Source organism: Streptomyces sp. RKND-216 (assembly GCF_004795255.1).
Lineage (GTDB): Bacteria > Actinomycetota > Actinomycetes > Streptomycetales > Streptomycetaceae > Streptomyces > Streptomyces hazeniae.
The window spans coordinates 4,335,480-4,351,566 of record NZ_SSBQ01000002.1 but is presented as its reverse complement, the minus strand read 5'-3'; the positions used below and the strand labels follow the sequence as shown (position 1 = coordinate 4,351,566).

General features: G+C 74.2%; 7 protein-coding genes. 1 reads left to right on the top strand and 6 read right to left on the bottom strand.

The features are described from left to right. Positions 1 to 10: 10 nt before the first annotated feature. The 5 genes from E4198_RS18855 to E4198_RS18835 form a co-directional block, all read right to left on the bottom strand. Positions 11 to 1,195, bottom strand: coding sequence for a glycosyltransferase (locus E4198_RS18855; protein WP_136184195.1), 1,185 nt, complete (start codon positions 1,193 to 1,195; stop codon positions 11 to 13). After that, positions 1,192 to 2,004: an alpha/beta hydrolase gene (locus E4198_RS18850; protein WP_136184194.1), complete on the bottom strand. Its 813-nt coding sequence runs from the start codon at positions 2,002 to 2,004 to the stop codon at positions 1,192 to 1,194. The genes E4198_RS18855 and E4198_RS18850 overlap by 4 nt, the downstream gene beginning before the upstream one ends. A 3-nt stretch (positions 2,005 to 2,007) precedes the next feature. After that, positions 2,008 to 2,259, bottom strand: a complete 252-nt coding sequence (locus E4198_RS18845) for a phosphopantetheine-binding protein (protein WP_136185482.1) — start codon at positions 2,257 to 2,259, stop codon at positions 2,008 to 2,010. Positions 2,260 to 2,344: 85 nt separating this feature from the next. Next, complete coding sequence (locus E4198_RS18840) at positions 2,345 to 6,961, bottom strand: type I polyketide synthase (protein ID WP_281727995.1); 4,617 nt, start codon at positions 6,959 to 6,961, stop codon at positions 2,345 to 2,347. A gap of 5 nt (positions 6,962 to 6,966) precedes the next feature. Further along, positions 6,967 to 14,103 carry a type I polyketide synthase gene (locus E4198_RS18835; protein WP_136184192.1) on the bottom strand — a complete coding sequence of 2,379 codons (7,137 nt, stop codon included), beginning with the start codon at positions 14,101 to 14,103 and terminating at the stop codon, positions 6,967 to 6,969. A gap of 407 nt (positions 14,104 to 14,510) precedes the next feature. On the opposite strand from E4198_RS18835, the gene E4198_RS18830 reads away from it, so the two are divergent. Further along, complete coding sequence (locus tag E4198_RS18830; RefSeq protein ID WP_136184191.1) at positions 14,511 to 14,804, top strand: DUF1905 domain-containing protein; 294 nt, start codon at positions 14,511 to 14,513, stop codon at positions 14,802 to 14,804. Between the two features lie 47 nt (positions 14,805 to 14,851). Here E4198_RS18830 and E4198_RS18825 read toward each other — a convergent pair whose 3' ends face one another. Then, positions 14,852 to 16,063, bottom strand: coding sequence for a cation:proton antiporter (locus E4198_RS18825; protein ID WP_136184190.1), 1,212 nt, complete (start codon positions 16,061 to 16,063; stop codon positions 14,852 to 14,854). Positions 16,064 to 16,087 lie beyond the last annotated feature (24 nt).

Here is a 16,087-nt window from a genome sequence, read left to right as displayed (position 1 = left end):
ACGGGGCCGGTCAGCCCGGTGCGGATACGTGGGAGGGCCGCGCCACGGCCCGTTCGAGGTGGTCCGCGGCGGCCACCGCGCCGCCCGCCGCGCGCAGCCGGGCTCCGATGGCCTCGGCCGCCGCCCGGTGTCCGGCCCCGGGGTCGAGCACGGTGGCGATCGCCGCTCCCAGCCGGTCGGCGCGCACCCGGTTGAAGCGCACCCGGACCCCGGCCCCGGCGTCGACCACCTGCCCGGCGACGATGGGCTGGTCGTCCCGGATGGGAGCGACGACCAGCGGTACCCCGTGCCACAGCGACTCGCAGACGGTGTTGTGCCCGCCGTGGCACACCACGGCGTCCACCTTCTCGAGGAGTTCCAGCTGCGGTACGTGCGCCCGCTTCACCATGCCCGGCGGCACGTCGCCGAGGTGACCGCCCGGATCGACGACCACGCCCTGCACCCGGTCGCCGAGCGCGTCCAGCGCGGTGACCGCTTCGGTCAGGAAGGGGCCTCCCGCATCCGTGTTGGCGGTGCCGAGGGAGACCAGCACTGTGCGCCGGTCCGGGTCAAGGGCCTCCCAGGGGAAGTCCGACTCCCCGGCGCGCGGGGCGATCGCCGGCCCCACCAGATGCACTCGGTCGTGCGGGAGCGGCGCGTCGCCCAGCAGGTCCCGGCCGGTGAAGGCGAGGACGCCGTGCGGCGAGAATCGGGGGTCCCCAGCCGCCTGGGGGTCCCCGATCCGCGCCCGCAGCTCCGTCAGCAGCCCCTGGAGCCAGGCGCCAACCTTCGGCAGACCGTCCAGCGGTTCGGCCAGTTCGGCGGAGGTGGTGGCCGAGGTCAGATGCACGACTCCGCGCCGTTCGGCGACCAGTGCGCCCGCCACCGCGTGCTGGTCGGTGATCACCACGTCGGGGCGGAACGCCTCGATCGCCGCGTCGACACCCGGGGCCATCAGGTCGGCCAGCGGCAGGAAGAACTCCTCCCACAGGAACCGGAAGGCGGCCGGCCCGGTCAGCTTCGGGGGCCGGCTCAGCCCTCCATCCGGCATGGCGCAGTCGAACACCTCGGCGGCGGGTCCGGCGAGCCGGCGGATCTGGTCCCCGTAGCCCGCCCAGGCGACCTCGTGTCCGCGCCGGGCCAGTTCGCCCGCCACCCCGACCAGCGGGTTGATGTGTCCGACGAGCGGCGGCACCACACAGAGGAACCGGCTCACCGCACCGCCCCGGTCAGCGCGTGGTGTTCGCGCACCCAGTCCAGCACCAGCTTCCGGGTCTCCTCCGTCCGTTCCACCAGTACGGAGTGGCCCTGATCGGGAAGGACCACGGTGCGGCAGCGTTCCACCAGCCCCTCCAGCCACGGCACCTGGCGGTTGAGCCCGGAGCCGTCGCCGAAGATGGCCAGCAGCGGAGCGGTGAGGGCGCCCAGGTCGTCGTCGATGACGCGGCCGGAGGCCACGTCCTCGGCGAGCGTGGTGCGCTGCAGGATGCGTCCGGCTCCCCGGGAGAGCTTGGCGGTGTGGGCGCCGTACCGGTCGGAGATCCAGCCGATGACCTCGTCGCGGACCAACTGCTCCTTCGCGTCGGCGAGTCCGCCCTTCATGTGTTGGGTCCAGCGCTCGACCGGCGGCTCCGCCTCGATCATCGTGACCGTGGCCACGCGGTCCGGGTGCCAGGCGTCCAGTGCCGAAGCGATCGTGCCGCCGAAGGAGTTGCCCACGACGTGCACCCGCCGCGTCTCGCCCAGCGCGTCCAGCAGAGCGACCAGGTCGTCGACGAAGTCCTCCAGCCGGTATCCGGTCGCGGGCCGGTCGCTGCGCCCGTGACCACGCAGGTCGTACATGATCACGTCGACCCCGGCCTGGGCGAACGCCGGGCCGAGGGTGAAGTAGTAGCTGGCCAGGCTGTCGGTGAGCAGCCCGTGCACGAACACCACGACGGGCGGTTCGCCGGTGTCGTCCGGGCTCCGCTCGGCGTGCAGCCGCTGCACGTGAGTGGTGATCGTCGCGGTCGCGAGCTTGGTCATGTCTCAGCTCTCCGTCGCCCGGAGCGAGCTGACGATGTAGTCGACGAGCTGGCCCACCCTGAGGGCGATGATCTCGTCCAGCTCGAGGTCGGCGATGAACTCGGCGAAGTTGACCCGGTCCCCGTAGTGCTCGCGCAGCGAGCCGGACAGGGACACCAGGTCGATGCTCTCCATCTCGAGATCGTCGTGGAACGTGGTGTCCCGGGCGATCTCGGCGTCCTCCAGGCCGTACTCCTCGAGCATGACGCGCAGCATTCCGGTGAGGTCAGCCAGCACCGCGTCGGAGTCGGCCGCCAGGGCGGCCCTCCCCCGCTCCTGAGTGGTGGTGGCCCCGCTGGTCTCAGTGGTCAACGTGCTCTCCTGTCCTCTCGTCACTGGTCGTCCACGCGAGCACGTATCTGCGCTCGGGCAGCGTGGACGGGTTGGCGGTCAGCCGGACGGACACGTCGTACGTCGTGCCGTCGACCGCCACGCGGACCTGGTCGGGGTCCGCGGCGACCACCCGGAAGGCGGCGGGCCGGCCCGCCAGGCCCGTGCCGCGTGCCTTCGCGACGGCCTCCTTGGCCGCCCAGAACCGGGTGAACCAGACGGGCTCGTCGTCGTCCCCCGACGACACGAGCGTGTCGAGCAGCTCCCGCTCCTCGGGGCCGCAGGCGGCCTCGACAGTGGCGCGGGGCCGTTCGGTGATCTCCTCCACGTCCACACCGCAGGGCCCGCGCCGGGCGAGGGCGACCCCCACCTCCGCACGGTGGGCCAGCGACACGGTCAGCTCGCCCAGCGTGCGGCCGTGGACTCCGGTGGCCAGCGGCCGTCCCGAGGCGTCGTTGTGCAGGGCGATCTCGGCGGGATAGACCTCGCCCTCGCCCTCCCGCCACAGCAGTCCGCGTACGGCGTCCTTGGCCGCGATCCGGCCGAGCAACCACTGGCGCCGGCGGATCGGTGGCAGATCCTCGTAGCGGGCGCGCTCGGCGCTGCCCAGCATGTTGTGCATGATCAGTTCCCGGGTCGCCAGGTCCGGCCAGCGCTCGTGCACCACCGCCGGGCCGTCCGGCTCCAGCGTGGAGAGCGTGTTCTCGCCGGGGAACCGGTCCACCGCACGGATGCCGGGGTCGGTGTCGAACCGGCGGTCGGCCCAGCCGGTGAACTCGGCCCAGACCCGGCCGTCCCGGGCGAGCTGCATGTCCGCCACCAACGCCCGCTCGGTGAGTTCGGTGATCCGCACGTGGCAGGTCAGCCGTTCGCCCCCGCGCGGCTCCGGGCCGTGGAAGCGGATGTGCTCCATCCGCACCGGGAACACGGTGGTGCGCTCGGGGAGGGAGGCCATGATCCAGTAGCCCAGCAGCTGGCCGATGTTGTCCATCAGCGCGCCCGGGGCCGCGGGGGCGGTGAGGACGCCGCGCACGTGCCGCTCCCCGATGGCGGTCAGCTCGCTCACACCCTGGAACCGGGGGCCGTGGAACATCCAGCGTTCGCTGTAGAGCTGTTCGGCCTCCATCTCCGGTTTCCGCTCCGCCGCCGCGTCGACCGGCCACGGCCGGGGCGGCTGCGGGTAGACGGGCGCGAGTTCGACCTCGGCCCTGGCCGAGCCGTCCAGGGAGACCTCCACCCGGTCCGGCGCGGGTCGGCGCACCGTCACCGGCACGTCGACGGCGGGGAGGGCCTCGATCCACTTCATCAGCCGCACGTCGTGCACCGCGACCGCGCGCATCCCCGGCACCGCACGCTCGGCGATCTCCATCATGTGGGTGATCACCGTGGTCGCGGGGACGATGGGCCAGCGGTCCACGTCGTCCGGCCAGCCGGGCCGCTGCCGGAAGAAGCAGTGGTCCAGCAGGTACGGCATGGTCCGTACGTCGATGCGCAGCACCTCGGGCACCGGCGCCGTCTGCGCGGGGGCGGGGGCCGTCGGCGCCGTCGGCCGAGGCCGGGGCGCGGCAGCCCGTGGCACCGCGGGCCGGGCGGCGGACGGACCGCGCCGCGCCCCCTCGGCGCCGATCAGCTCCGTCGCGGCCGCCGCCGTGTCGTGCAGCAGCGCGGCCAGTTCGGAGGCCGCCGGGAACCGGTCGCTCGCCTGCTCCAGCCGCGCCAGCGCGCCGTTGCGCTCCGCCGGGCCGGCCGACGCCGCGGGGCGCAGCGCCCGGCGCACCTGAGGCGGCAGGGAGATCAGCGCGCCGCCGAGGTCCAGCCGGACTCCGGGCCGCTCCGGCGGTGCGCCGGCAGGTGCGGACGCCGTGCTCCGGGTGGGCGTGGCAGCCGCTCCGGCGCCGGAGGCCGCCGCCCCGTCGAGCAGCGGCACGGCGTCCGGGGTTCCGCCGTCCACCCAGAGCGCGGTGACGACGCGGCGCAGCTGCGCCAGACTGTCCCGCGATCCGGCGTGGGCCGAGACCGTGAGGTGGTCGCGTCCGGCCAGGATGTCGTCGATCAGGGAGCCGAGTTGCCCGGCGCCCAGCTGCACGAAGGCCCGGAACCCCGCATCGTGCAGAGCCAGCACCATCAGCCGGAAGCGCACCGGCTCCAGCAGGTGGCGGACGAACAGCGCGCGCACCGCGTCGGGCTCGGTGGGGAAGGGCGCGGCGGTCGTCGCCGACCAGACCTCGGTGGTCTGCGGGTGCAGGGTGTAGGTCTCCGCGGCGCGCCGGATCGGCTCCAGGTACGGCTCCAGCATCGGGGTGTGGAAACCCGACCGGAAGGGCAGCACCTGCCCGATGACCCCTTCCGCCCGCAACCGCAGCACCAGGGCCTCGACCTCTTCCTCGGGGCCGCAGACCATCGACTGGTTCGGAGTGTTGTCGTGCGACAGCACCACGTCGGTGCGGTCACCCAACTCCTCCAGCACCCGCTGCGCGGGCAGCCCCAGCACGGCGAAGACCGCGCCCGGCACCTGGAGGGCGTCCGGGTCGAAGCCCGCGAGGAAACGGTCGACCTCGTCGGCGGCGTGGATACCGCCGCACGCCATGGCCGTCCACTCGCCGACGCTGTGCCCGGCGACCGCGTCCGGCACGACGTCCAGCCGGCGCAGCGCCGTGTCCAGCATCCGGCCGAGCTGGAACACCGCCGTGCCGTGGCGGCCCACGTCGCCGACGCGGGCGTCCTCGCCCGGCGACCAGGGCAGGGCGAACCACTGGGCCAGTTCGGCGACCCGGGGGGTGAACTCGGCCTCCAGGCCGGGGAAGACGAACGCGGTACGTCCGCCCGCCGGGCCCAGCAGCGGCTGCGGGCTGAACCAGACGTCGCTGCGCCCGCGCCACGCCCGGCCCTTGGCCACGGCCTTGCGGGCCAGCGCGAGCCGCCGCGTGGTGGGGTCGACGATGCCCAGCCGGACCGGCTCGGCCACAGGGTGGCGTTCGTCCAGCGAGGCCGCGAGGACGGCGGAGTCGTCGGCGTCGAGCAGCGCCGCGAGCGACGCCGGGTCCGGCGCGGCGAGCCGAAGCACCCGCTCCGGTTCGCTCACCTCGACGCGGGGCGCGTCCCCGCCGGGCACGGTGCCGGCCTGCGCGGCAGACGCGCCCGGGGCCGCGACGGTCGCCGTGGGCGCGGATGCGGCGGGAGCACCGGCGGGCTGTTCCAGCACCACGTGGGCGTTGATGCCGCCGAAGCCGAAGGCGTTCACCCCGGCACGGCGGGGTGTCCCCGAACGCGGCGCCTCCCACGGCCGGGCCTGCGCCAGCGGCGCGAACCGGGTCTCGGCGAGTGCCGGATGGGGGTCCTCGCAGTGCAGTGTGGGCGGGAGCACGCCGTGGTGCAGCGCCAGGGCCGCCTTGATCAGTCCGGCGATGCCGGCGGCCGGCATGGTGTGGCCGATCATCGACTTGACCGAGCCGATGGCGGCCGGCGCGTGGTCGCCGGCGGGCCCGAACACCTCAGCGATGGTGGCCAGTTCGGCCTTGTCGCCCGCCGGGGTGGCGGTGCCGTGCGCTTCCAGCAGCCCGACGGAGTCAGCCGCCCGAGGGTCCAGTCCCGCGGCGTCCCACGCCTGGCGCACCGCGCGTACCTGGCCGCCGGGGTCGGGGTTGAGGAGGCTCGCCGAACGGCCGTCGCTCGCCACACCCGTACCGGACACCACCGCGTACACGCGGTCGCCGTCGCGCTCCGCGTCGGCCAGCCGCTTGAGGACGACGATCCCGGTGCCCTCGCCGATGAGCACGCCGTCCGCGCCGCGGTGGAGCGGACGGATGCGCTGGCTCGGCGACAGCGCGCCCAGCTGGCTGAACACGCTCCACAGCGTGATGTCGTGGCAGTGGTGCACGCCGCCGGCCAGCATCACGTCGCACCGGCCGGCGTCGAGCTCGCGCACCGCCTGGTCGACCGCCACCAGCGAGGAGGCGCACGCCGCGTCGACGGTGTAGGCGGGGCCGCGCAGGTCCAGCCGGTTGGCCATCCGGGAAGCCGCCAGGTTGGGCACCAGGCCGATGGCCGACTCCGGTTGCTCGGGGCCGAGTTGCTCGGCGAAGGCGGCGCGGACCTGCTCCACCCGGTCGTCGTCCAGCTCCGGCACGAGTTCGCGGAGGGTGCGCGCCACCTGATGGGCGGTGCGCACCCGCTGGTCGAGCCGTACCAGGCCCGGCGTCAGGTAGCCGCCGCGGCCGAGCACCACACCGGCCCGCTGCCGGTCCGCGGGCAGCACCGCCTCGCCCCCCGCGTCCGCCAGCGACCGGTGGGCCACCTGGAGGGCGAGCAGCTGATCCGGCTCGGTGCCCGGCACCGACGCGGGCATGATCCCGAAGCGGACCGCGTCGAACTCGGCGTCCTGGTCGACGAACCCGCCCCGCCGGCAGTACACGCGGTCCGCACGGCGCGGGCCGTCCGGAGCGTAGTACTCCGGATCCCAGCGGGCGGCCGGTACGTCGGTGACGGAGTCGACCCCGCCGACGATGTTCCGCCAGTACGCGTCGAGGCCGGAGGCGCCCGGGAAGAGCGCCGACATGCCGACGATCGCGACAGGGGTGCGCGAGGACACCGGCGTCACCATCCGGACGCGGTGTAGACCACCGCGTGCGCCGAAGGGGAGCCGTAGGCGAGTTCCCGCAGCAGGCTGAGCGGCCCTTCCTCGGGGTCGATCAGCTTGATGCCGCGGGAGACGTAGGAGCGCATCAGTTCCGGGGTCACCATCCCGCCGTTGGTCTCGGCGGCGGCCCACGGCCCCCAGTGCACGGTCAGTCCCCGCCTGTCCGGGGTGGACCAGCGGCGTCCCAGCTCCTCCAGGGCGTCGTTGGCGGCCGCGTAGTCGCTCTGGCCACGGTTGCCCAGCGCGCCGGCGATCGAGCCGAACAGCACCGCGTACCGCGGGCCGCCGGGCAGCGCGCCGACCGCGTCGAGCAGGACCCGTGCGCCGTCCACCTTGGTGGAGAACACCCGGTGGAACGACTCGGGCGACTTCTCCGCGATCAGCTTGTCCTCGATGACCCCGGCCGCGTAGACGACGCAGTCGAGGCGGCCGTACTCGGCGTGCACGTCCTTCACCGTGGCCCGGACGGCCTCCTCGTCCAGCACGTCCACCGCGTGGTAGCGCACGGTGCTGCCGAGGGCCCGCAGGTCGGCGACGGTGCCGCGGACCTCGCGCGCCGCCAGTACGGCGCCCGTGGCACGTTCCACCTCGGCGGGCGAGGTCATCCCCGAGGCGATGAACGCGGCCCGCAGCGCGTCCCGGTCGGGTGCCGAGGCGGTCCCGGGCTCCTCCTGCTCCACGGGCACGGGGGTGCGGCCCATCAGCTCGATGCGGCAGCCGGCGGTGGCGGCCAGCGTCCGGGCGAAGCGGGCCGTGATCCCGCGTGCTCCGCCGACCAGCAGCACGACGGAGTCGCGGTCGAGCCCGGCGGCGGCTGCCTCGGCGGCGCCGTCTCCCGCAGGGCCCGCGCCGGTGGCGCCGAGAGTGCCCAGGTCTGTGGGGGACAGCTGGAGGGCGTGCCGCCCTCCGGCGCGGGAGAGCACCACCGGCTCGCGGTCGGTGGCGGCCAGCTCGACGGCCACCGCGTCTGCCACCGCCGCGGGTACGTCGTCCGGTCCGGTCTCCAGCAGGGTCGCGGTGAGGTCCGGGTATTCCCGGGCCACCGAGCGGAAGAAGCCCCGGAGCCCGTCGACCGGCCCGGTCGTCCTGCCCGCGACCGCGAGCAGTCGCCGCGGAGTTGCGGCGAGCACCGCCTGGTACAGCCCGAACGCCTCCGGCAGCCGGCCGCCGTCCTCGTCCGTGCCGTGCAGGACGACGACGGTGTCGCCGAGCTGCTCCGGCCGCGCACCGTGCGGGTGCTCCGTGACGTCGGCTCCGGCGTCGCGCAGCCGCGCGGCGACGGCCTCGGCCGTCGTTCCGCCGCCGATCAGGGTGACGGAGCCGCCGTCCAGCGACGCGGGCTGCGGCACGGCGAGTTCCACTTCGGTGAACTCCAGGCGCTGCGGGGGCAGCACACTGTCGGCCGGGGTCGGCGACGCCGGCTCGGCGGCCGGAGCGGAGGCGGCGTCGGAGGGGGCGCCGAGGCGATCCAGCAGCAGGTCCGCGATACCCCGCGCCGTACGCGCCGTACTCAGCTCCTCCACATCCGTCGACGCATCCGTGGGCAACCCCAGACGAACCGCCAGCTCCCCCGCGATCTCCGCCCGCTTGATCGAATCCACACTCAGATCCGCCTCGAGATCCAGCTCAGGATCGATCATGTCCACCGGATAACCCGTACGCTCCCCCACCACAGCCAGCACCGCCTCCAGCACCGCCGCCGGCTCCCAAGCCGCCGAAGCCGCCGAAGCAGCAACCGGAGCCGGAGTGGCGGACGCCGTGGAACCGAGGCGATCCAGCAGCAGGTCCGCGATACCCCGCGCCGTACGCGCCGTACTCAGCTCCTCCACATCCGTCGACGCATCCGTGGGCAACCCCAGACGAACCGCCAGCTCCCCCGCGATCTCCGCCCGCTTGATCGAATCCACACTCAGATCCGCCTCGAGATCCAGCTCAGGATCGATCATGTCCACCGGATAGCCCGTACGCTCCCCCACCACAGCCAGCACCGCCTCCAGCACCGCCGCCGGCTCCCAAGCCGCCGAAGCCGCCGAAGCGGCAGGAACGGCAGCCGGTGCGGTAGCGGCCGGAGCGGCGACGGGTGCGGCAGCAGGCAGCGCCGCCGGGGCGACGGCGGGCTGCGGCACGGCGGGGGTGAAGTCTCCAGCGCCCAGATAGCCGAGCAGGACGTCGCGCTGGGCGCTGACCATCTCCCGGCTGGTGCGCAGGAACTCGGCGATCAGCGCGTCCGGGCCGGACTGGGGGGCGCCGGTGGTGGCGGGGGTCTCCGACACGATCACTCCCGTGATGGGGCGGGCGGGTTGCAGGGCGTTGGGCGGGAAGGTGCCGTCGGCGCGGCGCACGAGGTGGCCGTCGACCGTCCAGCCCGCCGGGGGAAGGGCGGTCTCCGTCTCGGGGTCACGGGTGTCGCGCCCCTGGAACAGCCGCCCGGTCCGCACGTCGGTCCCGGCGACGGCCAGCTGGGCCAGCGCGGTGAGGAAGTCGGTCAGCCCCGAGTTCGGGGAGCCCTGGAGGGGGACAGTGCGGTGCGGCCGGTCTCCGAGCACGTCGTCGACCAGGCGGGAGAGCACACGCCCGGGGCCCACTTCGAGGAACGTCCGTGCTCCGGCGGCGTACATGGCCTCGATCTGGTCGGCGAACCGCACCGGCGCGCCGATCTGGGCGGCGAGCCCGGCCCGTACCGCGTCCGCGTCGGCCGCGTAGGGCTCGGCGGTGCGGTTGGCGAAGACGTCGAGGCCGGGTGCGCGGACCGTCAGCGCGTCCAGCCGCTCGGCGAAGGCGGCTCCCGCTCCGGCCACGAGCGGGCTGTGGAAGGCGCAGGCCACCTGGAGCTGTTTCACGGAGTAGCCGGCGTCCCGCAGCCGGCCGACTGCGGCGGCCACCGGCTCCGACGGCCCGGAGATCACGGTCTGCCGGGGGGAGTTGCGGTTGGCGGCGACGACGTCCCCGTCCAGCTCCGACAGCCGCAGCACCTCGGTGACCTGCTCCGGTGTGGCGGTGACGGCCGCCATCGACCCCGGATCGCCCTCACGGACCTCCGCCAGGATGGCCTCCGCCCGCTGGGCGCTGGCCGTCAGCAGGTCCTGCGGCGACAGCGCGCCGGAGACGGCGAGCGCGACCAGTTCGCCGTAGCTGTGGCCGGCGGCCATACCGGGACGCACCCCGACGCCTGACAGCAGTTCCGCCGCGGCGAGTTCGACGATGCCGAGCGCGGGCTGGGCGACGGCGGTGTCGGTGATCCGGGCGAGTTGCTCGGCGCGCGTCCGCTCGTCGAAGGCCGCCGGCGGATAGAGCGCCTCCGCCCAGTGCGCACCCAGGTGGAGGTAGCGCTGGAGTTCGGGGAAGGAGACGAACAACTCCGCGAGCATGCCGGGACGCTGGCTGCCCTGGCCGGGGAACAGGAAGGCGAGCGGCCCGGCGCCCGTCGTGTCCCCCTCCGGGGTGAGGTCCGCGGTGAACACGCCCTCGGGCGGTGTCCCGGAGCCGTCGCCCGCCGCGTGGCGCAGCTGCGCGGCCAGCGTGTCCAGGTCCTTCGCGACCAGGGCGATCCGTACCTGCTCGCCGCGAGCGGCCGCCAGGTCGCTGCGCCGGGAGGCGCAGCGTGCGTAGTCCCGCAGCCGCCAGGTGCCGCCGCGCTCCGTCAGGGAGAGCAGCGCCTTGGCGGCGCGCCGGGCCCCCGCCGTGTCCTGGCCGCGGAAGGTGAACAGTTCGGCGGGCCACTCGTCGCGGGAGTGCGCGGGCGGCACGTCGTCGTACGCGCGCAGCACCACGTGGAAGTTGGTGCCGCCGAACCCGAAGGCACTCACGCCCGCGACCCGTTCGGCCGCGTCGGCGGCCCAGGGGCGTGCCGCGTCGTGGAACACGAACGGGCTGCGGTCCCCCTCCCAGGCCGCATTGGGCTGCCGGATGTGCAGCGTCGGCGGCTTGACCCCGTGGTACAGGGCCAGTGTGGTCTTGATCAGGCCCGCCAGTCCGGCGGCGCACTTGGTGTGACCGATCTGCGACTTCACCGAGCCGACGACGCAGGTGCCCGGCGCGGCACCGGCTTCGGTGAACACCTCGGTCAGGGTGGTCAGTTCGGTCCGGTCGCCGACGACCGTCCCGGTGCCGTGCGCTTCCAGCAGGCCCACGTCGGCCGGGGAGACCCCGGCGTTGCGGTAGGCGCGGGTGAGCGCGGCCCGCTGGCCTTCGGGACGGGGCGCGGTCAGCCCGAGGGCGCGGCCGTCGCTGGCGCTGCCGACACCGTCGATCACGGCGTAGATCCGGTCGCCGTCGCGTTCCGCGTCGGAGAGCCGCTTGAGGACCACGCAGGCCACGCCCTCGCCGAGGGCGATGCCGTCCGCGTCGCCGTCGAACGTGGCGGAGCGGCCGGACGGGGAGAGGGCGTGCACCGAGGAGAAGAGCAGGTAGTCGTTGATGCCGTTGTGAAGGTCGGCGCCACCGCAGAGCACCATGTCGCTGGTGCCGGTGATCAGTTCCTTGCACGCCACGTCGACGGCCGTGAGCGAGGACGCGCAGGCGGCGTCGACGGTGTAGTTGGCACCGCCGAGGTTGAGCCGGTTGGCGATCCGGCCCGCGATGACGTTGGCCAGCACGCCGGGGAAGGAGTCCTCGGTGAGCCGGGGCAGCTGGGCGTCCAGTTCGGCGGGGAGCGTGCCGACGTACGAGGGCAGCACGGTGCGCAGCACGCTCGCGTTGGACAGGTCGCTGCCGGCCTCGGCTCCGAACACCACCGAGGTGCGTGCGTGGTCCATGGGCGCCTCGTAGCCGGCGTCCGCCAGGGCGCGGCGGGCCGCTTCCAGTGCGAGGAGCTGCACCGGCTCGACGCTGGTGAGGGAGGCCGGCGGGATGCCGAACCGCAGCGGGTCGAAGGGGATCTCCGGGAGGAAGCCACCCCACCGGGACGGCGTCTGCTCGCCGTCGCCGTCCGGCGCGTAGTAGAGGTCGGTGTCCCAGCGCTCGCCGGGGACCTCGGTCACGCAGTCGCGGCCCGCCAGCACGTTGGCCCAGAAGGCGGCGGTGTCCGGGGCGCCGGGGAACATCCCGGCCATGCCGACGACGGCGATCCGCAGCGGCTCGGGGGCGGTGTCCTCCGCCGGGGCGATGCCCAGTTCCTCGCGCAGCCGTGCGGCCCGGTCGCGCAGCCAGCGGGCGGCGCCGTCCCCGACACACTCGTGCAGCGCGGCGACCGTGGTGACCTCGCTGCGCAGCACGCAGACCTCGCCGGCCATGAACATGCCTTCGCCGGCCTGCCGGTCCTCATCGACGGGGCGCAGCTCGGCCCCGACCCGCTCGATGCCCTTGCTGGCCAGCCGCAGCCTGCCGACGTTGAACCGTTCGAGCTGTTCCCACGCCTCCCGGTCGGGGACTCCCCCGGCGCTCAGTTCCTCCTTGAGCCCGGCGAAATCGGCGGTGAAGCCGCTGTGGGCGCAGCGGGTGGCGTGCCCGGGCGCGGTCTCGAGCAGGTCGGTGCGCTCCGCGGCGAGGATCTGCCGCTGGAACAGCGGCCGGATCGCGCCGGCCGCCACCGCCTCCTCGGTGAAGAGGTAGGCGGTACCCATCAGCAGCCCGCAGGCGACGCCGGCGCGGGTCAGCGGTGCGGAGAGCGCCGCGACCATCGCCGCGGACCGCTCGTCGTGCACGCCGCCGGCGAACAGCACGGTCAGCCGGGCGGCCTCGTCCGGGCGCGCGGTCTCCAGGTACTCCAGCAGGACGCCGACCTGCGCCTCCCAGAGCGGGAAGCTGTTCCGCGGTCCGACGTGCCCGCCGCACTCCGCTCCCTCGAAGATGAACCGGCGTGCGCCGGAGGCGAGGAACTGGCGCAGCAGGCCGGGAGACGGCACGTGGAGGAACGCGGCGATGCCCTCCTCCTCCAGTGCGGCGGCCTGTGCGGGGCGGCCGCCGGCGATGATCGCGTGGGTCGGGCGCAGTTCGCGCACGATCTCCAGCTGGGCGGAGCGGATCTCCTCGTCGGCGAATCCGAGGATGCCGACGCCCCAGGGAGCGTCGCCCAGCGCGTCGCGGGTGCGTTCCAGCAGGGTGCGGGTCTGCTCCGGGCCGGAGAGGGCCAGCGCGAGGAACGGCAGCGCGCCCTGGCCGGCCACGGCCTCGGCGAACTCCGCCTGGTCGCTGACGCGGGTCATGGGGCCCTGGGCGAGGGGCAGCGCGGTACCGAGGGCTCGCGCCCCCGGTGAGCCGGTGCCCAGCGCTCCGGCCGGTGTGTCGTCCTCCAGCGCCGCGGTGAGCGCCGCACGCATGCCCCGCGCGACCTCGCCCACGGTGGACCAGCGCGCGGCGAACTCGGAGGCGAGGAAGACGTCCTGGCCGACCGGCAGAAACTGCTCCCGGAGGTCGTCGCCGCCCACCCGGGAGAGGAACTCCGTCCGGTCGCGCGGCAGTTCCGGGGTGCCGGGGCCACGGCGGAGCAGGACGCGCGTCCCGTGGTGCAGGGTGGTCTCCGAGCCGTCCCGCCTGCTCACCGCGTCGGTGATCTCGGCCGGCAGCGCAGCGTCGTCGAGCAGTGCGAGCTGGGTGTCGAGGACGACGCCTGCGGCGCCGCCCGCGAGGGCGGCGGCGGCCGTGTGCGGGCCGATGCCGCCCCAGGCCCAGACGGGCAGCGTCGGCTCGGTGTCGGCCAGGACGTGCTGGAGCAGCACGAAGGTGCTCAACTCACCGACGCGGCCGCCGGCTTCGGCGCCGCGGACGATCAGGCCGTCGGCTCCCGCCGCTGCGGCCCGTCGCGCCTCGTCCCGGTCGACGACCTCGACGAGCACCCGGCGTCCGGCGAACTCCGACGGGGAGCGTTCAGGGTCGGCGAGCAGCACCGTCCCGGCGGGGCCGGGCAGGTCGTCGCCCGTCACGGTGCTGCCGGGGCGCACCCGCACCCCGAACGGGGAGGGGGCCCAGCGGGTCGTGAGGTCGAGCACCTCGTGGGCTGCGTCCGCACCGCCGAGGGGCAGTTCGAGGACGCCGAGGGCACCCGCGCGGGCAGCGGCGGCGGTGAGGCGCGGCGAGGGCCGCTGCACTGGGTTCACGGCGATGAGCACACTCGCTCGCGACGACGCGACGGAGGTGCCTGACTCATGCGTCCGCATGAATGCTCCCGTACTACACGAATCGACGAAACTGACGCTTGCCTGAAGTTCCCCCGGCGAGGCGCAGCCCGGTGCGGACCGGCTGACTACTCGTGGGTACTGACCCTCCGTCACGCCTTCCCGGGTGGTCGAACCAGGAAGGCGCACGGCCGGAAAGACCAGGGTCCCCACTAGGACTCTTCTGCCACGCTTCTGACTGGTTGTCAGTGCACAGGTCCGGCACGGATTGTCATGTGCATGGAATCACAGAGTGACGACCGGCGGGTAACTTTGTGGTCAACGTCACAGCAACCTTTCCCGAGATCGTTCGTCCGCGCGCGAGGGTGCGTCTCGCCGTCCCTGCCGTGTGTCGGGCCGCGGGAGTACGCTGAACGGACCCGGTCACGGCCACGACGAACGGACCCACCATGGACGTCTCCTTCGCCGGCCGTGTCGTCGAATGGCGGGGACCCGCGCCGTTCTTCTTCGTCCCGGTGCCCGAGGAGCAGTCCGCCGACATCCAGGAAGTCGCGGCCGCCGCCACGTACGGCTGGGGCGTCATCCCCGTCGAGGCCCGGATCGGCACCGTCGGCTTCACCACCTCGTTGTTCCCCAAGGACGGCGGCTATCTGCTGCCGCTCAAGAAGGCCGTGCGCGCACCGCAGGGCCTCGCGCCGGGGGACGAGGTCTCCGTGGAGATGACGGTCCGCCTGGGGAGCTGACCGCCCGACCGCGGCGTGACCCGCCCGGGGCGTGCGCCCCGGGGGCGTCACCAGGCCTCGGACTCCCCGGGAGCCTGCGACTCCGGGCGGGCTTTCCTCCCGGACCGCAGCCCCGTCGCCGACAGGGGGAACAGGAGCACGGAGAGCATCGCCGCGCCCACCAGCGCGGCCGCCTCCGGCGTGCCGATGACCTTCTGGTCCGTGCCGATGGTCGTGAGGGCCACGACGAGGGGCAGGCAGGTCGAGGCGAACAGCGCGAGGGCGCCCCGGTCGGCCGAGCCGAAGTCGCGCGGCGCGAGGAGGTACACCGGCGCCCCGCGGACCAGCAGGAAGAGCACCAGGAAGACCGGCACCAGCAGCAGGGCGCCCAGGTCGTCGAACAGCGCCTGGAGGTCGAACTCGATGCCGGTCACCACGTAGAACAGCGGGACGAGGAAGCCGAACCCCATGGCCTCCACCTTGCCGAGCACCTCGGCGCTGCTCGCAGGTGCGGCGTCGTGCATCACGAGGCGGGTCAGGACGCCCGCGGCGAAGGCGCCCAGCAGCACGTCGAGGCCGAAGACCTCGGCGAGGCCCAGCATGCACGCCAGCAGAAGCATGACGAAGCGGACCGCGAACTGGCCGCTGCCGTGCAGGGTGACCTCCGTCAGCCGGGCGAACCAGGCGGGCCGCGGACGCAGCGCCCAGAGCACGGCGACGGCCGTGATCGCCCCGAACGCGACCAGCAGGAGGGCCGACTCGGCCGGCCGTCGCCCGCTGAGCAGGAGCGCGATGGCGATGACGGGTCCGAACTCGCCCACCGCGCCGAAGCCGGACATCACCGTTCCGAACCGGCCGTGCAGCTGACCCCGGTCCCGGAGGATCGGCAGGACCGTACCGAGCGCCGTGCTGGTCAGCGCGGTGCCGATGACGAAGCTCTCGAACGTCTCGCCGCCGCTCATCAGCAGGGCGATCCCGAGGGCGAGGACGAGGGAGATCAGCCACGCGCAGGTGGAGCGGCGCAGGGTGTCGCCGCGCACGGCCGTGAAGTCGATCTCGTAGCCGGCGAGGAAGATCAGCATCGCCAGTCCGAGATCCGCCAGCGTGTCCAGGACCTGGCCCGTACGCGCCCAGCCGAGCACCTGCGGCCCGACGAGGATGCCGAGGGCGATCTCGAAGATGACCAGCGGCACGGGCACGCGCCGTCCCACGCCGTGCGCGAGAAGCGGCGCCAGCACGGCGACGGCCATGATCAGGATCAGCGTCCCCGGGTGCGTCACGGGCCGCGGCCGTCCCGCCACGTC

What these genes read in the sequence shown, in the direction of transcription:
- E4198_RS18850 (WP_136184194.1), bottom strand. Translation starts at nt 2,004, where the DNA reads ATGACCAAGCTCGCGACCGCGACGATCACCACTCACGTGCAGCGGCTG.
- E4198_RS18845 (WP_136185482.1), bottom strand. Translation starts at nt 2,259, where the DNA reads ATGCTGCGCGTCATGCTCGAGGAGTACGGCCTGGAGGACGCCGAGATC.
- E4198_RS18835 (WP_136184192.1), bottom strand. Translation starts at nt 14,103, where the DNA reads ATGCGGACGCATGAGTCAGGCACCTCCGTCGCGTCGTCGCGAGCGAGT.
- E4198_RS18830 (WP_136184191.1), top strand. Translation starts at nt 14,511, where the DNA reads ATGGACGTCTCCTTCGCCGGCCGTGTCGTCGAATGGCGGGGACCCGCG.